This is a genomic window from Vibrio sp. 1069, assembly GCF_033340555.1.
Map to the genome: position 1 here is coordinate 40,444 of NZ_JAWOWP010000013.1, position 22,659 is coordinate 63,102.

Annotated in this window: 19 protein-coding genes; 8 read left to right on the top strand and 11 right to left on the bottom strand. The window is 44.2% G+C overall.

All coding sequences use genetic code 11. From position 1 onward, the window contains the following. The first annotated feature begins 140 nt into the window (after positions 1–140). Together R7040_RS17785 and R7040_RS17790 are read left to right on the top strand one after the other, a co-directional pair. On the top strand, positions 141–1,496 hold the full coding sequence (locus tag R7040_RS17785) for a cache domain-containing protein (protein WP_053306569.1): 1,356 nt from the start codon (positions 141–143) through the stop codon (positions 1,494–1,496). After that, positions 1,489–2,127 carry a response regulator gene (locus R7040_RS17790; RefSeq protein ID WP_005376875.1) on the top strand — a complete coding sequence of 213 codons (639 nt, stop codon included), beginning with the start codon at positions 1,489–1,491 and terminating at the stop codon, positions 2,125–2,127. The genes R7040_RS17785 and R7040_RS17790 overlap by 8 nt, the downstream gene beginning before the upstream one ends. Positions 2,128–2,167: 40 nt before the next feature. Here R7040_RS17790 and R7040_RS17795 read toward each other — a convergent pair whose 3' ends face one another. After that, entirely contained in the window at positions 2,168–2,644 is a 477-nt protein-coding gene (locus R7040_RS17795) for a MarR family winged helix-turn-helix transcriptional regulator (RefSeq protein WP_005376877.1), read from the bottom strand. Between the two features lie 387 nt (positions 2,645–3,031). Between R7040_RS17795 and R7040_RS17800 the strand changes: the two genes are divergently transcribed. Both R7040_RS17800 and R7040_RS17805 read left to right on the top strand, forming a co-directional pair. Next, positions 3,032–4,603, top strand: coding sequence for a BCCT family transporter (locus tag R7040_RS17800; protein ID WP_005376879.1), 1,572 nt, complete (start codon positions 3,032–3,034; stop codon positions 4,601–4,603). 231 nt (positions 4,604–4,834) lie between these two features. Continuing rightward, positions 4,835–6,718: a methyl-accepting chemotaxis protein gene (locus R7040_RS17805; RefSeq protein WP_005376880.1), complete on the top strand. Its 1,884-nt coding sequence runs from the start codon at positions 4,835–4,837 to the stop codon at positions 6,716–6,718. Between the two features lie 69 nt (positions 6,719–6,787). On the opposite strand, the gene R7040_RS17810 is transcribed toward R7040_RS17805, so the two are convergent. Together R7040_RS17810 and R7040_RS17815 are read right to left on the bottom strand one after the other, a co-directional pair. After that, a complete protein-coding gene (locus tag R7040_RS17810) occupies positions 6,788–7,507 on the bottom strand; it encodes a 3'-5' exonuclease (protein WP_213961915.1) in 720 nt (239 codons plus the stop codon). Positions 7,508–7,515: 8 nt separating this feature from the next. After that, positions 7,516–9,405, bottom strand: coding sequence for a DUF294 nucleotidyltransferase-like domain-containing protein (locus R7040_RS17815; protein ID WP_033905640.1), 1,890 nt, complete (start codon positions 9,403–9,405; stop codon positions 7,516–7,518). Between the two features lie 314 nt (positions 9,406–9,719). Between R7040_RS17815 and R7040_RS17820 the strand changes: the two genes are divergently transcribed. Then, positions 9,720–10,361 carry an outer membrane beta-barrel protein gene (locus R7040_RS17820; protein WP_138940460.1) on the top strand — a complete coding sequence of 214 codons (642 nt, stop codon included), beginning with the start codon at positions 9,720–9,722 and terminating at the stop codon, positions 10,359–10,361. A gap of 89 nt (positions 10,362–10,450) precedes the next feature. On the opposite strand, the gene R7040_RS17825 is transcribed toward R7040_RS17820, so the two are convergent. The 3 genes from R7040_RS17825 to R7040_RS17835 form a co-directional block, all read right to left on the bottom strand. Next, on the bottom strand, positions 10,451–11,641 hold the full coding sequence (locus R7040_RS17825) for an amino acid aminotransferase (protein WP_017636105.1): 1,191 nt from the start codon (positions 11,639–11,641) through the stop codon (positions 10,451–10,453). Positions 11,642–11,973: 332 nt separating this feature from the next. Beyond that, positions 11,974–12,273 (bottom strand): hypothetical protein, encoded by a 300-nt coding sequence (locus R7040_RS17830; protein ID WP_005376885.1) that lies wholly within the window; start codon positions 12,271–12,273, stop codon positions 11,974–11,976. A gap of 245 nt (positions 12,274–12,518) precedes the next feature. Beyond that, on the bottom strand, positions 12,519–12,749 hold the full coding sequence (locus R7040_RS17835; RefSeq protein ID WP_017636104.1) for a hypothetical protein: 231 nt from the start codon (positions 12,747–12,749) through the stop codon (positions 12,519–12,521). A gap of 259 nt (positions 12,750–13,008) precedes the next feature. On the opposite strand from R7040_RS17835, the gene R7040_RS17840 reads away from it, so the two are divergent. Both R7040_RS17840 and R7040_RS17845 read left to right on the top strand, forming a co-directional pair. Then, positions 13,009–14,400: a PLP-dependent aminotransferase family protein gene (locus R7040_RS17840; protein ID WP_115386143.1), complete on the top strand. Its 1,392-nt coding sequence runs from the start codon at positions 13,009–13,011 to the stop codon at positions 14,398–14,400. A gap of 98 nt (positions 14,401–14,498) precedes the next feature. Further along, positions 14,499–14,723, top strand: coding sequence for a hypothetical protein (locus R7040_RS17845; RefSeq protein ID WP_017636102.1), 225 nt, complete (start codon positions 14,499–14,501; stop codon positions 14,721–14,723). Between the two features lie 90 nt (positions 14,724–14,813). On the opposite strand, the gene asnS is transcribed toward R7040_RS17845, so the two are convergent. Both asnS and R7040_RS17855 read right to left on the bottom strand, forming a co-directional pair. Then, a complete protein-coding gene (gene asnS, locus R7040_RS17850; RefSeq protein WP_017636101.1) occupies positions 14,814–16,214 on the bottom strand; it encodes an asparagine--tRNA ligase in 1,401 nt (466 codons plus the stop codon). A 189-nt stretch (positions 16,215–16,403) separates the two neighbouring features. After that, positions 16,404–18,029 (bottom strand): methyl-accepting chemotaxis protein, encoded by a 1,626-nt coding sequence (locus R7040_RS17855; RefSeq protein ID WP_005389247.1) that lies wholly within the window; start codon positions 18,027–18,029, stop codon positions 16,404–16,406. 293 nt (positions 18,030–18,322) lie between these two features. Between R7040_RS17855 and queD the strand changes: the two genes are divergently transcribed. After that, positions 18,323–18,685 carry a 6-carboxytetrahydropterin synthase QueD gene (gene queD / locus R7040_RS17860; RefSeq protein ID WP_054577701.1) on the top strand — a complete coding sequence of 121 codons (363 nt, stop codon included), beginning with the start codon at positions 18,323–18,325 and terminating at the stop codon, positions 18,683–18,685. Between the two features lie 89 nt (positions 18,686–18,774). Here queD and R7040_RS17865 read toward each other — a convergent pair whose 3' ends face one another. The 3 genes from R7040_RS17865 to R7040_RS17875 form a co-directional block, all read right to left on the bottom strand. After that, positions 18,775–19,242: a GNAT family N-acetyltransferase gene (locus tag R7040_RS17865; RefSeq protein ID WP_025767296.1), complete on the bottom strand. Its 468-nt coding sequence runs from the start codon at positions 19,240–19,242 to the stop codon at positions 18,775–18,777. 94 nt (positions 19,243–19,336) lie between these two features. Next, positions 19,337–21,052 carry an EAL domain-containing protein gene (locus tag R7040_RS17870; protein ID WP_031778938.1) on the bottom strand — a complete coding sequence of 572 codons (1,716 nt, stop codon included), beginning with the start codon at positions 21,050–21,052 and terminating at the stop codon, positions 19,337–19,339. Between the two features lie 211 nt (positions 21,053–21,263). Then, entirely contained in the window at positions 21,264–22,625 is a 1,362-nt protein-coding gene (locus R7040_RS17875) for an L-serine ammonia-lyase (RefSeq protein ID WP_258461332.1), read from the bottom strand. Positions 22,626–22,659: the final 34 nt, after the last annotated feature.

Below are 22,659 nucleotides of genomic sequence, written 5' to 3' on the forward strand. Positions count from 1 at the left end.
TAAAGAGATTTTGTGAACTGAGAGTTTTTACCTTTTGAGACAAGTTGTTAAGCTGTTAATTATGTCTATGCAGACACAATCGATTCGTTTGTACTGCTAAGATAGTAAGCTGTAAAGGCAGCGTTTCATGGAGGGAAGGGATGCCTCTCAAAGCAAAGTTAATTCTGCTGACACTGATACCCGTGGTATTGGTGTCAGCGAGTATCAGCTGGATCTCTATCTATCAAACCAAGACCCTTGGCAAAAGGGAGGTAGAGATCTTTCATCAAAACCTGATCCAATCAAAAGAAGCGGCGCTGAAAGATACGGTCGACGTCGCTTTTGACTCCATTTCTTACATCTACAACGATCCGACTTTAGAAGAGAGTGTTGCCAAAACGCGTGTGAAAGCGATTTTAAATCGTTTGAGTTATGGGTCGGACGGCTATTTTTTTGCTTATGATAAATATGGTACCAACCTTGTACACCCAGTTCTTCCGGAGCTTGTCGGGGAAAACTTACTCTATCTTGAAGACGAAAATGGCGATCGCTTAATCGAAGCTTTATTGTATCAAGCGCAATCTGGTGGTGGATTTCATCAGTACCTGTGGCAAAAGCCATCTACGGGTGAAGTTGTCCCTAAGCTTAGTTACGCTGCATGGCTCGATAAGTGGGAATGGATGATAGGGACTGGGCTGTATATTGAGGATGTAAGCCGAGAAGTCGCCAATATGCGCGCGGCGGTGAACAAAAATATCGAAACGACATTTTTCTCAGTCGTCGTGATCTTAGCGGTGACCGTTGCTGTAATCATTGTTCTCACTTTGGCGATCAATCTGCACGAGCATCGCCTCGCTGATAAGAACCTGAAAGAACTGGCACATAAAACCGTGATGTTCCAAGAAGATGAGAAAAAGCATTTAGCGCGAGAACTGCACGATGGAATCAATCAGTTGTTAGTCTCCAGTAAATGTCATTTAGACTTAATGAGTCATAGACTGGAAGACGAAAAACTCAAATCCCACTTAGATAAATCACAACGATCGCTCGTTACCGCGATAAACGAGGTGCGGCATATTTCTCATCAGCTCCGTCCAAGCGCCCTCGATGATATCGGTTTAGAAGCAGCACTGACGACCTTGCTACAGGACTTTCATTCCCATTCCGGGATTGATATCGAGAGCAATTTCGATACTCAGCAGCATAAACTGACTTCGGAAGTCGCAACGACACTATATCGCGTCGCTCAGGAGTCTTTGAATAACATTGAAAAACATGCGCGAGCGAAAAAAGTAACGGTTACTTTGCAAAAAATGGGCAATATGCTGCAATTACTCATACGTGACGATGGGCTTGGATTTGTGGTTAACCATGCAGTGCACCAACAAGGGATTGGGTTAAGGAACATGCAAGAGCGTGTAGAGTTCATCGGTGGTGAATTTGAGCTAATGAGTGAGCTTGGCTTGGGAACAGAGATTACCGTGCTGCTTAATTTGGATGAAATAGTTTATGGATAAACCGATTAGTGTAGTGATTGTCGATGATCATCAAGTGGTATTGGATGGCTTCATGGCTCGTTTGGAGTTAGAGCCTGACATCGAAGTGGTGGGTACAGCAAGTAATGGTTTGGAAGCGATAGAGGTCGCAAAGCACTTGCAACCGGACGTCATATTGATGGATATCAGCATGCCAATAATGAACGGTATTGAAGCGACTGGTGTGATTAAAGAAGCTCGCCCAGAGAGCAAAATACTTATGTTGACCATGCACGATAATCGCGAGTACATCATGAAGGTCATGCAAGCTGGTGCCGTAGGATATATGCTCAAGGAAATCTCGGCCGAGAAAATGGTGCAAGCAATAAAAACGGTGAACCAAGGCTCGACGTATTTCTGTGAATCCGTCACACAAACACTCTTTACCCAAGAAGTGGTGCCTGCCACGCAAAAAACGAATCCTCTCAGCCGCAGGGAAGAAGCGGTACTTAAATTAGTTGCTCAAGGAAACAGCAGCAAGAAAATCGCCACTTTACTCAATATTAGTTATCGAACGGTAGAGACGCATCGCCATAACATTAAGCACAAGTTGGACTTACATTCGACGGCAGAGTTAGCAAAATATGCGTTTGAAACTGGGTTGACTGAGTAGGAGAGTAGTGCCCGCAAAAAGCGAGCACGTGGGAGCGAAACTAATCGGCTTTGGTAATGCTACCAAGCTCTAGCATTGGAGCAACATCGATGTCCTCTGCATTCATCATCGTCGAGATGCGTTGAACGGAAGATAGTAGAAGGGATTGCTCCCATTCTTCCAATTTTTGGAATCGATTAATGAAGTGCTCTTGCAGCGGCGTTGGTGCTTGTTTTAAGGCTTCTTGGCCCTTGCTCGTAAGTACAGCATGCACTTTACGCTTGTCTTGAACACTGCGCTGACGCTCAACAAACTGGCCTCGTTCTAGTCTATCTAGAATGGTCGTTGCGGTCGCTTGGCTCATGTTAGTGTGGCTAGACAACTGTTTAATCGTCACGTTATCTAAGTCATTGATAGCGCGCATCAAAATCAACTGTGGAGCAGTCAATCCAGACTCTTTGCTCAGCTTTTTAGAATGTAAATCAATAGCGCGGATGATCTGACGAATCGAGACCAATACTTCTTCGTACTTTTCCAATTTATTCATCCAGTCTGTAGGGAACATTTATCGAGGCGACACTAACTTAAATGCGCCCTTATTTAAAGGGGGGAAATCAAAAATTACCTCTACAATTTTACGCCGTGTCCTCAATACCATTTTGTCGCGCCTTTTCGACAAAATAAGAAGAGCTAAAATTATTATAGCAATAAATGTTTGTGGTCTAACTATTGTAGTAGTGATTTGTTCTATCAAAGGCCGTAACCACACAGTGAAAAGTAAGTTATTGGATTTTTTAATAGCAAAAAGATAGACAAAAACGTGTCAAATGATAGGATCTTGCGCCTTCACGGAATGCAAAACGTATCGTGTTCGAAAGATTTTTTTGTTTGGTACGTAAAAACACTACAAAAATAGAGAGGAACGATGACAAAGGGTATAGATAAGTACAGTATCGATAGTACCGACTATACGGTAGGTCAGGACAACGTTCAAAAATGGGGTTTTGATGTTCATAACCCAGTTTTTGGTATTAGTGCAGGTTTAATTGCGCTGTTTCTTGTCGCTGCATTAGTTCTAGATGCACATACCGCAAAGACGGCACTTGATGGGCTGAAGTGGAAAATTATTGGTTCATTCGATTGGTTGTTCATTATTGCAGGTAACATTTTCGTTATTTTCTGTTTGGCGCTTATCGTCTCACCAATGGGTAAGATCCGACTAGGTGGTAAAGACGCTGTTGCCGATTACTCGTTTATGTCATGGCTTGCAATGCTATTTGCAGCTGGTATGGGTATCGGTTTAATGTTCTGGAGTGTTGCAGAACCTGTCGCTTACTTCACCGGTTGGTATGAAACGCCACTTGGTGTTGAGGCAAATACACCAGAAGCCGCGAGATTGGCACTGGGTGCAACGATGTTCCACTGGGGCCTTCACCCATGGGCAATTTACGGTGTTGTAGCACTTTCTTTAGCATTCTTTGCCTACAACAAAGGTTTACCGCTATCTATGCGTTCGATCTTCTACCCACTTCTGGGTGATCGTGCATGGGGTTGGGCTGGCCACATTGTGGACATTCTGGCTGTGCTTGCGACTTTATTTGGTCTTGCTACATCCCTAGGTCTAGGTGCGCAGCAAGCAGCAAGTGGTATTCATCACGTATTTGGTGTTGAGCCAGGCCTAGGTCTGCAAATCGTCGTTATTACCGTGGTGACTTTACTTGCTGTTGTTTCAGTCGTACGCGGCATCGATGGTGGTGTTAAAGTCATTAGTAACATCAACATGGTTGTGGCGTTCTTGCTACTTCTCCTTGTTGGTCTTATCGGTTGGGCGGCGAGCCTAGGCTCGATTCCAACCACACTTATGGCATATGTAGAGAATATCATCCCACTAAGTAACCCGTTTGGTCGTACGGACGAAGCTTGGTTCCAAGGCTGGACAGTGTTCTACTGGGCTTGGTGGATTTCATGGTCGCCATTCGTAGGCATGTTCATCGCGCGTGTTTCTCGTGGCCGTACCGTTCGCGAGTTCATCACAGCAGTTCTGCTGGTTCCAACGGCGGTTACCGTTGTTTGGATGTCTGTATTTGGTGGCCTGGCGATCGAGCAAGTTGTTGATAAAGTAGGTGAGCTGGGCACAAATGGCTTGACTGACGTATCACTTGCTATGTTCCAAATGTTTGATGTTCTTCCATTTGGTAGCATGCTTTCTATCATCGCTGTTGTGCTGGTACTTGTGTTCTTCATTACGTCTTCTGACTCTGGTTCACTTGTTATCGACAGTATCACGGCAGGTGGTAAAGTCGATGCACCTGTACTTCAACGTGTCTTCTGGGCATTCATGGAAGGTGCAATTGCGGTTGCTCTGCTATGGATTGGTGGCTCCGAGGCGGTTCAAGCTCTTCAGGCCGGTGCCATTTCTACAGCATTGCCATTTACCTTCATTCTGCTTGCAATGTGTGTGAGCTTATTGATGGGTATGCGAACTGAGCGTCAGTAATTCGGCATTTTATAAAACCGTCTGACTAACAATTAATCAAAAGGCCAGCAATTTGCTGGCTTTTTTTGTGCGGTTTTTATGACGCTCGAGACAAAAAAATGACACATGAAAGTTCATATTTTACAAAGAGTTAATGTGCTATTTTGTTTTTTAAAAATTAGTGAATAGTCGTAAAAAAGTGTGTAATATTCATGCACCTTAACTGTTCTCCCAACTCAAAAAACTATAAATATGAAATTATCATTAAAACAAAAGCTTATAGGCGCAAGCCTTTCTGCTGTTGTTGTGATGGCAACAGCACTTACTTGGTTGTCGGCTGGTCAATTATTTGATCAGACTCGTTCAGGTGTCTATTCACGTGCGCAAAGTCTTAGTACTACTGCGTCAGAGGGAATTTCTGATTGGGTCAATATCCGTAAAGATATTGCCACTGCGTTCAACGACTACTCGACCGAGCAAGACGTTGTTCCTTTCCTACAACAAGCTCGCAAGGCTGGTGGCTTCGATGACATCTTCCTTGGTACACCAAACGGTGATATGTACCGCTCTCATCCGGAGCGTAACCGTGCTGATTATGACCCTCGCACACGTCCTTGGTACAAGGATGCTGATGCCGCGGGTAAGCAAATCATTACAGCCGCATATCAAGACGCAATCACGAATGCACTACTTGTGACCATTGCTGAGCCAGTAATGAAAAATGGTCAGTTTGTTGGTGTTGTTGGTGCGGACGTACTGATCGATCAGCTTATCAGCGATGTGATTAACTTAGATGCAGGTGAAAACGCGCATGCGATGCTAATCGACATGAATGAAGGCACCTTCTTAGCGCATCCAGATAAAAGCTTGACGCTTAAGCCTATCACCAGTGTTCTAAAAGATTTTTCAGAAGAGGCAATTGAGCGTGCCGCCGATGAAGGTCGTATCGAAGATACGGTAATCAAAGGAAAAGAGAAGCTTTACTACTTCAATAAAGTTCCTGGCACGCATTGGATGTTTGCGATTGAAATGGATCGCGCAACAGAAGAAGCAGGTCATGCGGTATTGCTACGAGATCTATTGTTCACTGCTGTGGCGATCACGATTGTGGTTATTCTTGCAGTTTCTTGGCTAGTTGGTTTCTTGTTCCGTGACTTGAACCGCGTATCAAATGCACTGGAAGAAATTGCATCTGGCGAAGGTGACTTAACGCAACGCCTAGAACCACGCAGTGATGATGAAGTAGGTAAACTGGCGGAAAACTTCAACCGTTTTGTTGGCAACATGCACACAATGGTTACTAAGCTTAGCCACGTATCTTCTGCGCTTTCAGAGCAAGCACGCACGACAGCACAGCAAGCTGAGGAGCGTAGTCAGCGTATCTCTTACCAGCAAGATGAAATCAACATGGTGGCGACGGCTGTGAACGAAATGGCAGCAGCGACACAAGAAATTGCAGGTAATGCTGATAGCACGGCAAGTAACTCAGAAGAAGCGGTTCAAGCTTGTTCACACGGCTCAAGCCAAGTAACTCAAACGCAAGGCTCTATTCAGAACTTAGCGCAAGAAGTTCAAGTTGCTACTGATGTGATTCAAGAGCTAGAAGCACACGGAAATAGCATCAATACGATTCTATCAACGATTCAAGGCATTGCAGAACAAACGAACTTACTTGCACTGAACGCGGCGATCGAAGCGGCACGTGCAGGTGAGCAAGGCCGTGGTTTTGCTGTGGTTGCAGATGAAGTCCGCGTATTGAGCCAGCGTACTCATGCTTCAACGCAAGAGATTCAAGAAACTATCGAGATGCTACAAGGCACAACGGCCAAAGCGGTCGGTATTATGGGTGACAGTCGTCGTCTAGCTGATACCAGTGTTGACGATGCCAATGCGGCTGCAGCGAGCTTGACGCAAATCCACACTGCTGTTGAGCGTATCAGTGATATGGCAACGCAGATTGCTTCAGCAGCAGAAGAGCAAGCATCGGTAACCACTGAGATCACTCGTAACACTGAAGGTATTCGTGACGTGTCTAACGAGTTGTCAGTCGAAGCTCATCAAGCAGCAGAACAAGCTGCTCACCTGTCTGAGCTATCACACGAACTTGAACAAGAGATTCAACGCTTTAAGCTGTAATCTTGTCTCAACCTAAGTAAAAAGGAGCCATCTGGCTCCTTTTTTGATCGCTATTAAGCGTGAAGTATATTACAGCCAGAACTCACTGATGGGTTGCTCTTCACTGTAATGATGGGCGATTTGCGCTTGCAGTAGCTCTGCGGTAGCAATTGCATCGGTTAATGCATGGTGAGGCGTATAGTCTGGCAGCCCATAACGGCGTCGAGATTGCGCTAGCCGAACCGATTCTGGTTTTTTCCCTTTTAAACGCTCCCAGAGAGAGCCTGAACGTTTCTGTTGAATCGTTTCTTCAAGGTGCAGCGTATCTAAAACAGGAAACTCAATACCTTCCCCTAAACGGCTTTTGAGCGCTTTATCCAGAAACTCTCTCTCGATACGACGGTAATGAACAACAATGATTTTCCCGCTTAAGCATGGTAGCAGCTCGCTTAAGATATCGCCTAAGTCAGGCGCATCGATCAATTCGCTGTGAGTAATACCGTGTATAATGACTGAGTCTTCATCGAGTGCACGCTGTGGACGTACCTTCCAATGACGCGAGTTACGTAGGAAAATTCGCTTCAGGTTAAACGGCACCAAACCAATAGTAATGATGTCATGTTTTTCAGGATTCAAACCCGTCGTTTCGAAATCTAACGCCACGAACTCCACCTCAGATAACGGTGTTTCTGGAGCAGGCGGCTTGTTGCTATAGAACGCAATTAAATTCTCATCCTTCGCCATCTCCAGCTTGTGTTCAAACTTCGTTGGCCACTGAATGGTTGGCTTTTGAAAGAGCTTTTTAATCATGCTAAACCTCACTTAAAGCTCTTGTTCGCTTGGTAGCGGAACTTAAGGAAATTTTGACCATTGCTTAGGATCTGGAATGCATCCTTTAGGTTGCGACGTTCAAACTCAGAGAGGTTTTCCGGTTCGATATTGTTATCAGGCTCAATGCCTAGTTCCACATCCGTCGCTTGGTGACGAATACGTACCATGGAAATAAATTCTAACGCGTCTTTTAAGTCTTGTGCTCGACCTTTTGGCAAAATGCCAGCATCAATAATGTCGTCAAGACGCTCAAACGAGTTCTGTGCACGTGAACCAACCGCCAGAGAGTGAACACGAATTAAGTCGACCAGAGGAGCAGTACCGCGACGTTTGAGGTTGATGGAGTTGTTGTGTCTGCCATCTTTTTCCATCACGAAGTCTTTAAAGAAGCCCAGAGGTGGTGTTCTGTTTAGTGCGTTACGAGCCAAACACGCTAAGAAGCGGTTGTTCTTTCGAGCGCGACGAACAATAAAGCTAGTTAACTGTTCTGCCCATTTTAAGCGGCCATAGACGCCATCCAAGTCGAAAAAGATGGAGGCGTTGAGTAGTGCTTTCGGGTTCGGGTTATCAATCCAGTCAGCAAAACACTCTTCCCACTCTGAACGAGTCATGCGCCATAGTGGGTTGGTTGCCATAATATCGCCTGTGCAATATTTGTAGCCACAGGCATCTAACCCATCGCTGACGTATTTTGCTAGGGCTTCGAAGTATTTACCATGTTTCTCTTCTTGATAAGTCTCATCTAGAATGATGGCGTTATCTTGGTCAGTTACCAACAGTTGCTCATCTCGCCCCATTGAGCCAAGTGCAAGGAAACAATAAGGAATTGGCGGTGGGCCAAGCTCTTCTTCTGCCATTTCTAGCAGACGCTGTTTGAAGCTTCGGCCAATGACCGACATCGCGCTACCCACCATGTGAGAGTTGGCATCTTCATTGACCAAACGCACGAAGCTGCTTTTCACTTCTTCGGCAACAACTGCTAAATCTTCGATAGTCTGTTGTTGGAAAATACTACTCACCAACAACAACGAATTCTGAGATTCATAACGAACAATGTCGGTTGTTTCGATAATACCGATTGGTAATTGGTTTTTTACCACTGGTAGGTGATGTACGTTGTAACGCAGCATCGTTAACATTGCTTCATAGATGTAAGCGTTGTGGTCAAGAGACATGACCTCCGTGGTCATCACACTGGACACATCGTCCTGTGGGGACAAACCTTCAGCTAACACACGGGTACACAAGTCACGGTCGGTAATGATACCAAGTACTGGGGACTGTGGATCGTCTTCGTCACGAACGAAATCTGGGTCGACGATAAGTAAAGCCGATACGTTGTCATTCGCCATTTGCTGCGCGGCTTGCTGGATTGTCTGACCACGATCAATCGTATGAGCATCGCCAGTCAGCAAGGTTTTCACTTTCGACGTCGTCAGGTCATTGGCGTCTTTGTTTTCTGAAATGGCTTGGCGTAAACGAGCGCTATTTTCAACTTCAACAAAATCCGCAAAGGAATCAAAGTTATCGTAAATTTCTTGGAAAATGTCACCAGGAATACAGTAGAGCAGGGTATCCTCAATGGCTTTTACCGGAAAGCGGACTTTGTTATTGGTGAGCATGCCCATCTGGCCAAATAGGTCACCTTCGTCAAGGCGGTTATACAGCTCACCTTTGCGTCGATAAACTTCAACAACACCGCTTCGCACCACGTATAAATCTTGGATATAGTCTCCAAAATGGATGATGGGGGTATCTTCTCGGTAGTACGAGATTTCGACACTCTCTGTCACCTTGTTTAGTGTTTCTTCAGGGAGTTCATTGAACGGGGGATACTTGGCGAGAAAGTTGTAAATCTCGAGAAGTTCTGCATCCATCGAAGGCGCCTTTTAGTTCGCAAATAATAAAGTAATCTTAACTTAGTTTTAAAACAGAGTCTTATCTGAACCGCGATTTTCGTGCTCAGTCATAAGATTCTGACATATCGCACGATAAGGGAGCTTCATTTTTACTACTATATGGTCACCTCAATTGAAAAAGACGTCGTCGATATGTTTTCTTCGTGATGACTGATTAGATCTTTGGCTGTTTCAGATCGTTATCACGTCTTTAGATGAAGCTATTCTTCTTGAGCCAAGTAGCTCAGGCGATGGAATACAGTGTTTAGATAATTCTCATGAAAGGAAGTCGAATGGTGAGAAATTTATTGCTTGTTTCTTTAGCTGCTTTGCCGGCGATATCAAGCGCAGCGGTCATGGACCAAGCAGAAAAATTTGGGTACGAACACATTCATTTGGATGTTGGTGCCGGAACGACAAACGAAGAATGGTTAGATAACTCTAATGCGACCACAGTTGGACTCGGTGGTAACTATTTGTTTACTGAGAACTGGTTGTTTAATGTTGATTACTCAGCGCAGTTTTTCCATCCGGATGATTTTACTCTTCGCATTGACCGCCTTTTGTTTGGTGGTGGTTACCGTTATGGAGTTACTGAGCAATTCGATATCTACGGGATATATGGAATAGGCGCAATCAAAGCGAAAGCGACGGACGACAAAACGGATAATACGTTGTCTTCCGATAGCGAATTGATTCAAGCTGTAACTGTTGGGGTGAATTACTTGCTCAGTGAAAAGCTTATTGCGACAGCTGAAGTGGAGTTGAACCGTAGTGATATCGCTGATGAGAACAATTTTAAGATCGGTTTTAACTACCAATGGCATAAAGTCATCGGCACTGGTCTTTTTTATCAGTTTAGAGATACTGATTACAGCGGTGAAAGCTCAGATTACGTCAATGAAGTAGGGCTGAGTTTGAAGTTTGTCTACTAGATCGGACGGGTTCGTTTTTGGCGTTAAGTTAAAACAAAAAAGGTCAGCTTATGCTGACCTTTCCTTTTAATAAAGTATGCGACAGTCGATTATAAAACCGCTGCAATGCCTTTACACAGAGGGCCCATATTTGACTTCGTCATACCAGCAACACTGATTCGGCCAGAACCGACAATGTAAATACCGAACTCTTCTTTAAGGCGGTTAACTTGCTCTTTAGAAAGACCTGAGAAAGAGAACATACCATTTTGACGTTCGATGAAACTAAAGTCTGCGTCCACACCCTCTGCTTTTAGTGTCGCTACAAATAGTTCACGCATTTCTTGAATACGGTCACGCATTTCTGCTACTTCAGCTTCCCATTCCGCACGCATTTCGGCGTTGCCAAGAATGTGAGTCACGACAGCGCTTCCGTGTGCAGGTGGGTTAGAGTAGATAGAGCGAATAATGGCTTTAACTTGAGAAAATGCGGTTGTTGCGACTTCTTCTGACTCAGCTACTAACGTGAAGGCACCTACGCGTTCATTGTATAGGCCAAAGTTTTTCGAGAAAGAGCTCGCGACTAGGATTTCTTTGTTGTATTTAGCAAAAGTACGAAGACCTGCAGCATCTTCTTCCACACCTTTAGCAAAGCCTTGGTAGGCGAAGTCGAACAGAGGAAGCAATTTCTTCTCTGCGACAAGTTTCGCCAATGTTTCCCACTCTTCAGCCGTAGGATCGATCCCTGTAGGGTTGTGACAGCAGCCGTGTAGAAGCACGATGTCTCCTTCAGATGCAGATTGCAGATCATTTAGCATCGCATCGAAGTCTTTGTCTTTTGTTTCAGCATTGTAGTAGCTGTATTGTGCCGTTTCGATACCAGCAGCAGTAAATACGCCGTTGTGGTTCGCCCATGTTGGGTTGCTGATCCAGATCTTTACATCGCCTAGTTGACGTTTAATAAACTCGCCGGCAACACGTAGTGCACCAGTACCACCCGGAGCTTGAGCTGTTTTAGCGCGTTTTTCGTTTACAATTTCTGCATCAGAGCCGAAAAGCAGTTTTTGCACTGCAATGCCGTACTCTGCTGTGCCTTCGATGGTTAGGTAAGATTTGGTTTTTTCAGTTTCAACAAGTGCTGCTTCAGCTTTCTTTACTGTCGCAAGAACGGGAGTTTCGCCTTGCTCGTTTTTGTAAATACCTACGCCAAGGTTAATTTTGTCTGCGCGAGCATCTTTTTTAAACTCTTCAGTAAGGCCAAGAATAGGGTCAGCCGGAGCGGCAACTACTTTTTCAAACATAATCTTCATCCATGTTAATCGAAGGGGTGTGCTAACATTTATACCTTTCAGCAATATTGGTTACAACCGTTACTGAAAAGAAAACCTAAAAAAGTTGCGATTTGAAACAGAATTCTAACATAACTAAAGTTTTTGCCATGAAAACGTTTGGTAGGCACAGAGTTTGAAGGGCATTTATGCCATGGTTGGAGAAGTTTTGCACACATCCCAATCGTTTCAATTCAGTGCTTTGCGTTAACGCGTTTATAATTGTCTAGTGAGGATTTGTTGAGACAAAAACGCCCCACCAAAGGTGGAGCGTTTACTGTTAGAAGTATGGATATCGGTTGGGGTTATTTCTTCAGATTGATTTCCGACTCAACCGCATTGGTTTCGATGTCAGGGTTAGAAGAAAGTTTTTCAGTCGCCCAGTCGTTCATATGCTTTAAGATCGCTTTTAATGCGTGCTTTTCGGTTGGTACTTCTGTCTTTTCAACTTCAAGTTTTTGCTTCGGATGCGTACCCGTCGCATCTTCCGCAACGTGTAGCCAATCTGGGTGCCAGTAATAAGGTTGGCCGGAAGGAGAGCTCCAAGAATGTACGCCGTTGGATTCACCTTTGTATTTAATATCTTCTTCGTTGTATTTCGCCATTATTGTTTTCTCTCATAATTCATGAGTTGAGGTGTGCATCACCATTACTATTTAAATGTAACAGATGTAATGAAAATTAATGTGATAACAATCGACTTATTTTGCCCTTTGAACGCTATAGAAGATGCGTACTTCTCATTCAGAAGAATTTACTATTTGGCAGGTTTTAGCTTTATTTGTGTTTAAAGCATACAACGATGGATTCGCCTACCTAATGCTATTCTTGAACGGTGATAGAGCCTAAACTACTCGTCATTCAAGTGTTTGAGAATCGCCGCTTTTGCATGCTCTTCTGTCGCTGTTTCTCCATCAGGGACTTCAAGGTCAGCCTTTTTGTGTTCACCCAAAGCATCTTCAGCGATATGCAGCCAATCAGGATGCCAATAATAAGGGGTGGTACTGCCAGGATGGTCCCAACTATGTACACCTTTATGTTTTCCGCGATACGAGAGATCGTCCATTGTAAAAACTTTCATCGCTTCCTCCTGATTTAAAGACCGTAGCTCGAAGTGAGTTTAACGCACTCAGTCCAACGTAAAACCTTGGCTTTTAGGTATTGCAAAGATGTGAGGCAATATGTGTGTAACAGTCAAAGTATGGGATATAAACGCTCACTTCGTGGCTGAAATATCTATTGATAAGCTTGATAAATTACGTTGCTAAATTGAATACTCCCATATCAGAATGCTGGCGCGAAGTATGCTATGGTGCGGCTGTAAGTGAAATGAGGGAAACATGAACCGATACCGTCAACTGGCTGAGCTGTTCAAAACGCAGATTCAGCAAAATACATGGAGAGCAGGGGAAAAGCTGCCATCAGTGCGTGTAACAAGCCGAAACCATTCTGTCAGCGCAGGTACGGTGTTACAAGCTTATCAGCTGCTCGAAGCACAAGGTTGGGTCGCAGCGAAACCTCAGTCTGGATACTTTGTTACTGCGGAGTTGGACCGCTTCGAACCGAGTTCTCCAGCCACTTCCGTTTATCGCTCTAGCATCAACGATGAACTTTACGACTACCTCAAAAATCAGGCCTCACCGAATGCGGTGAAGTTTGGCTCCGCGTTTCCAGACCCAGCATTGTTCCCATTAGAAGCGCTAAACCGCAACCTAGCCAGCTCAGGCAGGAAGATGGGGGCAGAGACGTTATTGGATAACTTGCCGCCGGGCTGTGAGTCTCTACGCCGTTTGATTGCTCAACGGTACATCCAACAAGGTATGGTGTTTACCCATGATGATATTGTCGTTACTTCTGGCGCATTAGAAGCGTTGAATTTGAGCCTTCAGGCCGTGACCCAGCCTGGAGATACTGTTGTAGTTGAATCACCGACGTTTTATGGCGCACTTCAAGCGATTGAACGTTTAGGTCTAAAGGCGATAGAAATAACGGTGGATCCGTTAACTGGACATTCAGTGGATCAAATTGAAGCGACTTTTGCCGGCAATGATGTTCGCGCATGTTGGTTAATGACTAACTTTCACAATCCAACAGGAACTTTATTAAGTGACGGGCAGAAGCAACGTATCGTCGAACTGGCTGACAAATACGATGTGTACTTGATCGAAGATGATGTGTATTCAGAGCTTTATTTTTCTGAAAAAAAGCCAAGCTCACTTAAAGCTTTTGATACACAAGAGCGCGTGTTGCATTGTGGATCATTTTCAAAAAGCCTTTGCCCTGGCTATAGGCTGGGCTGGGTGGTAAACAAACGCTTCAATGAGCAACTTCAAAAGCTGCAACTTATCTCGACGTTGTCAGGCAGTGCACCAATCCAGCAGGGTATCGCGCATTACTTGCAAAACGATAGTTATGATAGCCGTCTTAGAAAACTGCGAAAGAATCTTGAGCAGCGGCAATTGGCGTTTATTGAACTGGTTGATAAGTACTTTCCCCAATCGATTCGTTACACGCAACCGAAAGGCGGCTATTTTCTTTGGATAGAACTGCCGAAAACAAAGTGCGGAAAAGCGATTTATCAAAAGTTATTGGAAGCGAACATCACTGTAGCATTTGGTCAGTTGTTTTCTATCACTCCAAATTATGAGAACTACCTGAGGCTTAATACATCGTTACCTGTAAATGATGAATTAGAACAAGCCGTGAAGACGGTCGGAGAATTACTTCATTAGCCAACTGTTTACCTGTTTTTTGCTCAAACTGTATCAGTGGACGATACCGAAGCTGTGTTTCAATCATGGGCAGACAACCATTTAGGTTAGGAGCCGTAATGAAAAAGCAGTTGGTAAAGCATGAACTTAGGTTGATGGGTGTTGCTATTTTTAGCGCATTTTTGTTGGTGTTTGCACACTTGATATTGGCGAAATCTTTCTCTCATATGGTTTGGACGGAATACACTGCTGCCGTTATCCCATTTGTGATGTTTGGCTTGTGTGTGGTTGGAGTAAAATACGCAGCGCGAGCAGATGAGGATGACGACGAAAATAACAACTAGAGTGCATACACCGGTTGCTAGAAAATCATTCGTACAAATAAAAGACCTCCACATGGGAGGTCTTTTTAATTCGATATCACTAAAAAGTGATTAGAAGTTCGCAGAGCGAGGAGTACGTGGGAATGGGATCACGTCACGAACGTTGCCCATACCAGTTACGTAAGATACTAGGCGCTCGAAGCCTAGACCGAAGCCTGCGTGTGGCACTGTACCGTATTTACGTAGGTCGCGGTACCAGCTCATGTGTTCAGGATCGATACCCACTTCACGCATACGTGCATCTAGAATGTCTAGGCGCTCTTCACGCTGAGAACCACCGATGATTTCGCCGATGCCCGGTGCTAGAACGTCCATCGCTGCAACTGTTTTACCGTCATCGTTAGCACGCATGTAGAATGCTTTGATGTCTTTCGGGTAGTTCTTAACGATTACAGGTGCTTTGAAGTGTTCTTCAGCAAGGAAACGCTCGTGCTCAGAAGACATATCGATACCCCATTCAACTGGGAATTCGAACTCACGACCTGAATCAAGAAGGATCTGGATTGCGTCAGTGTAGTCAACCTGCGCGAAGTCAGAAGAAACGAACTGCTCTAAACGAGTGATTGCTTCTTTGTCGATGCGTTGAGCGAAGAATTCAAGGTCATCACGACACTCTGCAAGCACTGCTTTAAACACGTACTTGAGCATGTCTTCAGCCAGTTTCGCTACATCGTCCAGTTCTGCGAACGCAACTTCAGGCTCAACCATCCAGAACTCTGCTAGGTGGCGGCTTGTATTTGAGTTTTCAGCACGGAAAGTAGGGCCGAAAGTGTAAACTTTGCTTAGCGCACAAGCGTAAGCTTCTGCGTTTAGCTGACCAGATACGGTTAGGAACGTCTCTTTACCGAAGAAGTCTTCGTTGTAGTCCACTTTACCAGCATCAGTGCGAGGAAGGTTTTCCATGTCTAGCGTAGATACGCGGAACATTTCACCAGCGCCTTCAGCATCTGAAGCCGTGATCAACGGCGCAGATACCCAGAAGTAACCTTGCTCGTGGTAGAAGCGGTGGATTGCTTGAGATAGGCAGTTACGTACACGTGCTACTGCACCGATTACGTTTGTGCGCGGACGTAGGTGCGCAACTTCACGTAGGTACTCGATTGAGTGACGAGTTTTTGCCATTGGGTAAGTTTCAGCATCTTCAACCCAACCAACCACTTTAACGTCAGTGGCAGCAAGTTCGAAGTCTTGACCCTTTGCAGGAGATTCAACAATCTTACCAGTTACTTCAACAGAGCAGCCAGTCGTTAGCTTTAATACTTCGTCTTCGTAATTATTAAGATTATTTGGGACCACGGCCTGAATCGGGTCGAAACAAGAGCCGTCATATATGGCAAGGAAAGAGATTCCAGCTTTGGAATCACGACGTGAACGGATCCAGCCACGAACAGTCACTTCGCTGTCTACTGCTAGCTGACCTTTCAATACGTCTGATACAGGCGCGTAAGTCATGTTTTCAATATTCTCCATTGAGGTAAAAATTCAACTCAACGCTTACTTAAAGTACTTGTCTAATAACATTTTTGTTCAAAAAACAAGCTAAGCGCTGAGTTGGGTAACATTTTACAGATTCAACGAGACATATTACCTGTCAATTCGCTCGCATCAACCTTTATATTCGTTTTGATGGGGAGAATCTCTCTATTTATTCACTCTTTTGTGCTCTGAAAGTGTGAATTGGTTTAGTAATTGCTCTAAACGTTCGGATAGATGCTCTAAATCAACACTAATATCACGCGTGTGCGATGCTGATTGCGATGTGTCGTTAGCATGCAGTGTGATCACATCTATTTTAGATTGAATATGCTGACTTACATCAGATGTGGTTTGCGTCTGGTTTTGGATATCTTCTGCATGTCTGAGCACTTGGCGCATTTCGTCAACAACGTTATGCATTGTGGCTGATAGTGCCTCGACATCGACAGAGCGTTGATGAGCAAACTGGCAGACGGTATCAACAGAAGTTAATGACTCTTCACTTCCTTGCTGGAATTGAGAAATGATATGTTCAATATTACCAGTGGCCTCAGCCGTCCTAGAAGCCAGGTTACGCACTTCTTCCGCGACGACCGCAAAACCGCGCCCTTGCTCTCCGGCTCGGGCGGCTTCAATAGCAGCATTCAACGCGAGCAGATTGGTTTGTTCTGCAATACCCTTAATAACCACAAGAATGGACGACACTTCTTCGGTTCTTTGATTTAGAGAGCTGATTTTTTCCCGTACGGTATCAATGTTACTTACTAGTTGTTTGATGTCTTCACTGACGTTGTGTGCTTGGCTTGCACTATGAGTGGCGACATCAACGGTGTGATTGACCAAAACAGTAGCGTTGTTAGTCGAGTCCTCAACAGCAGTTTGTTGCTGCAACATATCGGTGATATTACTTTGTACTTCGTTGGTCTCTAGCTGTTGGTTATTGGCCGCTTTATCTGTGGACTGCGCGACAGCAGTTAGTTTACTCGCGGAGTCGGCAAGTGAGTGAGAGGTGTCTTGCACACGTTCTAAGCTTTCGGAGACCGTATCCATGAATGAACTGATGGCTGTAGAAAGTTGGCCCACTTCATCCTGTTGGTGATGCATAAGTCGTTGAGATAGATCTTTGCTATGGCTCACATTCGACATGAATTTCGACGTTCTTTGAATTGGTCGTACAATGATTTTCTGAATCAAACTCATCGTTATGATGAAGCCCACAAATGCGATTACGGCCATTATTCCCATCGCAAACATTGCCTGTTTACTGATCATTGAATTGACATGATTCATGTTGTATTCCAAGCGAATCGCGCCCAACACTTCTCCTGCTGGTGCAACGTGGCAAGAAACGCAGTTGGTGCCACGGTAATTTTCGCTCGATTTCATTGGTAGCGCGACTACTAACCCTTTGCCCCAATCGGCTGAGATTGGTTCAATCACCAGTTCACCATTCAACGCTCGTTGATCAATATCATCGACAGGCTGCTGGTTTTGTTGCCCAGGTCCGTAAAGTTTGGTCACAGTATCAGCTCGCAACACGCGAACTGCTTCAATGCCTTCTTGGGCCAGGGCTTTTTGACGTAAGGTCTCTTTTTGCGACATGGTGCCCGTAAGCATCATCATATTTAGGCTATCGAAATAATTACTAGCCTTATCATGGAGTTGTTCACTAAGAACATCATTGATTAAGGTTTTTTGTTGATGGTATTGGTAAGCCGTAGAGGCAGCTAGAACGCAGCTGAAGACAGCAATTAACGCCAGTAAGAGCTTAAAAGTGATAGTTGAGCGCATAAATTTATAAGTGTAATTGGAACGAACTGCACAATATTAATGTGCACAAATGCGCACTGCGAACAACGAAATGAATGATTGTGACCCCACACATGTTGGGGGTATGTAATTGTGATGTGAGTGCTGTGTAATCAAATGTTTGGCGCGTGACAGAAATACGGCGCTTTGGTGTGAGTGATAGCAAAGAAGCCGGGAACCAGCGGAAGTTTTTGCTACGCTTGTATGGGGTAACGCTTGTCTCTTGGCAGCGAATTCCTTAGTATTGCCTGTCTTTTTAAAGCCTGAGAATCAAGATGAAAACAGAATTATACAAAGAGTTTATGTTCGAAGCAGCACACCATTTGCCACACGTACCAGAAGGTCACAAGTGTGGTCGTTTGCACGGACACTCTTTCCTTGTTCGTCTTTATGTAGAAGGTGAAGTTGATCCACATACAGGTTGGGTAGTGGATTTTGCAGAGATCAAAGCTGCATTTAAACCAATTTACAATCGCTTAGACCATTACTACCTAAACGACATTGAAGGGTTAGAGAACCCGACTAGCGAAGTGTTAGCAAAATGGATTTGGCAGCAGCTTAAGCCAAGCTTACCACAGCTAAGTAAAGTAGAAATCAAAGAAACGTGCACAGCGGGTTGTATTTACAAAGGCGAATAAGTCACTTTCTATTGAGCATTAAACAAAGGCCAGCGAGAAGCTTGCCTTTGTTGTATCTGAATGGCCCAATTTTGATTATGCTTCACCAGCTAGCTTAATGGGTGTCGTAGAATCCATTCTTTTTCATTATCACCCAATGTTGTTTCCTCTGTATTAATGAATCCGCACGCATCAAGAAAACTTATAGCGTATTGCTGACTTTGTGGGACAGTGGCGCAAAGAGAGGTGCTTTTAGGGTTAATGGTATACGCATAAAGGAACAGTTTACGCAATGCCTCACTCCCAACCCTTTGACGTTGAAAACGTTGATCAATCATCAAGTATTTAAGCTCCAGTTCGTATCGTTTAGCAAACGGCGCATGTTGGGAGAAACCTTTATCGATAACAAGATAGCCTACTAATAGGTCATCAGAATAAATCGTAAAGAACGCCTCTGACTTACTACGTTTTTGATAAGCCATTTCAAACGGCGTAAAAAATCCTTTTTGCTCTTCTTGCACATCCAATTGCATCAAACTTGAAAAATCTTTCAGTTTGGTGGGTTTAATCGCAATCATCGCTCAATCACAAATTGGCGGCATACCTTTATGCCACCACGAGTTTTTATAGAGTATTAAATCTATTTTAAGTAACTAACCGAGTGAAGAAAAGCTAGCAATGAAGAGGGTAATAATAACCTTGGTGAATATAGGCGCCCAATGTTGTGAGTAAGTGAGCACTGTCTGCCGTTTCTACGCCTTCAACAATGACCGTGCAGCGATACGTATTGCCCATAGCAATTAACTGACGCAAGGTTTCTATCTTTTTATCATCAGATTTTAGGCCAATAACAAATTCTCGGTCGATTTTGAGGTAGTCCGGATTCAGCTTGCTGATAAGCGCCACATTATTATTGCCGGTGCCAAAGTCATCAATACTGATTTTACAATCCAGAGCTTTTAGTTTCGCGACATTGCCATAAATCTCAGAGGTATAGTACATCGATGCATTTTCTGTGATTTCGATTGTCAGCAAACGGCAATCCCGATTAGATAGCTCTCTATATAGGATTGAAAAGTTACGCCCTCGCAGCAAAGAAGGACAAACGTTAATGCTGATAGGGATGGGCAACGCTTTTTGTTTGGTGTAGATGGAATCAATCACCAGTAAGGTATGAGTTAGCAGCAATCCATTGCGGATCAGTGTTTCAATAAACCGTTGCGTATTTTTTACCTTAAACCGGGAGAGGGCTTCGTAGTGCACAATCTTTTGTGCCGAAGTGTTATAAATCGGCTCCAGTTTTATTTTGAATTGTCGAATTGCGCACAAGTAAGCCATAAAGGCTTGTAGGGAGCGGTGACGCAGTATAATGAGAAAAAGTAAGCTCAGTAGAATGATACTTTGAAACGGTCCAGAGATGTAATACACCTCTTTATAGCCACTATTCTTTACGTGATAATTGAAAAAGCGTTCATTGGTGTTACCAATCTCTAACGACGTTCCGGTATTCGTTGATAGCTTCATACCGGAAAGAAAAAAACGTGAAATATGATTTTCAACATTGTCGGATAAGTTAATGTTTTTAACACGAACCAAAACAGTTGCGTTATTTAAGTCAAATGATTGGGTCGTGTAATTGTTATTGTTACTCCACTCTTCAAAGGCTTTTTTGCTGACAGGGACAACGGTTTCTGGAGTGACTAAGCATCGAATATTGAAACGATCTAGCATCATGCTCGATTCCACCAACTTCACATTATCAAATAGCGACTTCAGTTCGCTTTCATTAGCAAAGCAACTCCTGCGGGAAAGGCTCTCTGCAATTTCGAAGGCGTTATCCAGATAATTATGTTTAACGATGCTGTTTATCGCGTAGTAACAGATAGCAAAGAAAATGATCGCAGTGATCAACACAACCCACATTGCTTCTGAATAGATCTTTTTATTACGCAGGCAAATACGAAGTGCTTTTCGAAGACTATTGGTTGTGTATTGATTGATCTTCTGTTGATGTTCGATGCCATTCTGGTGGTTGTTTTGCATAGTAAAAGGGATGAAGTATCCGGTCCGGTGAATGTTTTCGATAATGTTTTTGTTAGTGGTTAAGTGTTCTTCCGTGAGCTTGCGAAATTTCTTTCTTAGAGCGGCCACCGCGTTTTTAAAGCCATTTTCAGGCAGTGTCATTTTGTATTGTTGAGTGATTTTGCTTTCTATTAACCGCTGACTAATCGGCGTATTTAAACTGCCGTATGTGGCGATAGTTGACAGAATGGCGTACTCATTTGGGTTGACAGGAATGGAGTGGTGGAGTGACTGATTGAGCTCTAGAGATATTTCGTTTTCGGACAAGCAAACGCAGATTTGGTTTCCAATTTCAAACCTAATCATGTGTTGATGTGCTCCAAGTTTAATTTTTGGCTACGTTATCAATAAAGCTAGGGAAGAGATGTGATTTTTTACTGAGATATCCATAATATTTGGATATATTCAACGTTTTAGGTTTTTTTTACTTGTCCTGATAACGCATTTCCCTGGGTTTTTTAGGTATAAAAAAACCCGAGCACAGACTCGGGTTTTGATTGGTATTCAGAAAGGCGTGTTAGCAAATCACTTTGATTGCTAGACCACCTTGAGATGTTTCGCGGTATTTCGCGTTCATGTCTTTACCTGTTTCTAGCATGGTTTCGATAACCTTATCTAGAGAAACAGTTGGAGCTGAAGAGCGACGTAGTGCCATGCGAGTAGAGTTGATTGCTTTTACTGCCGCAATACCGTTACGCTCAATACATGGAACCTGAACCTGACCTGCAACTGGGTCACACGTTAGACCTAAGTTGTGCTCCATCGCGATTTCTGCTGCCATACATACTTGCTCTGGGCTACCACCCATAAGCTCAGCAAGGCCTGCTGCTGCCATAGAACATGCCACGCCAACTTCACCCTGACAACCAACCTCTGCACCAGAGATAGACGCGTTGCGCTTGTAAAGACCACCGATTGCGCCAGAAGCCGCAAAGTAACGGATGTAATCTTTTTCAGTCACAGTTTGGATGAACTTATCGTAGTAAGCCAGTACCGCAGGGATGATGCCACACGCACCGTTAGTTGGTGCTGTAACAACGCGGCCACCTGCTGCGTTCTCTTCGTTTACTGCGAAAGCAAACATGTTTACCCAATCAACAACAGACATTGGGTCGTTTGTTGTCTTTTCTGAAGTAAGTAGCTGCTGGCGAAGTGCTGCTGCACGGCGAGGCACGCGTAGTGGACCAGGCAAAATACCTTCTTCATTCATACCGCGATCCATACACTCGCGCATTGTGCGCCAGATGTTCGCGAAATAAGTACGAGTTTCTTCATCTGAATGAAGCGCATGCTCATTCTTCATGGTTAGCGCGCTGATGGACAATCCACTTTCGTGGCATTGGTTAACCAGTTCCTCTGCCGTTGTAAACGGGTAAGGTACTTTTACTGGGTTCTCAGCTTCTTTACCGAAATTTTCTTCATCAACGATGAAACCACCGCCGATAGAGTAGTAAGTTTTTGAGTACGCTTTTTCGTCATCAATCCAAGCGTGGATCTGCATGCCGTTTTCGTGTAGCTCTAGGTTTGTTTTGCGGAAGTTCATTCCACCTTCACGTGGGAACGATACTGTGTGACAGTGCATGCCAACAGGAAGGCGTTCAGTTTCTTCTATACGAGCGATAAAGCCCGGGATAGAATCGATATCAACTTTCTCAGGAGTGTTGCCTGCAAGACCCATGATGATAGCAATATCTGTGTGGTGACCTTTCCCTGTCAGTGATAGTGATCCATAAACGTCAACGGTGATTTTAGTGATGTCGCGCAGTTTTCCCATTGCACGAAGATCATCAATAAACTCTTTACCCGCTTTCATTGGGCCTACAGTGTGTGAGCTTGAAGGTCCAACACCGATTTTATAGATATCAAAAACACTAATCATATCGATTACCTCAGAAGAAAGCCTCCCAAGGGGA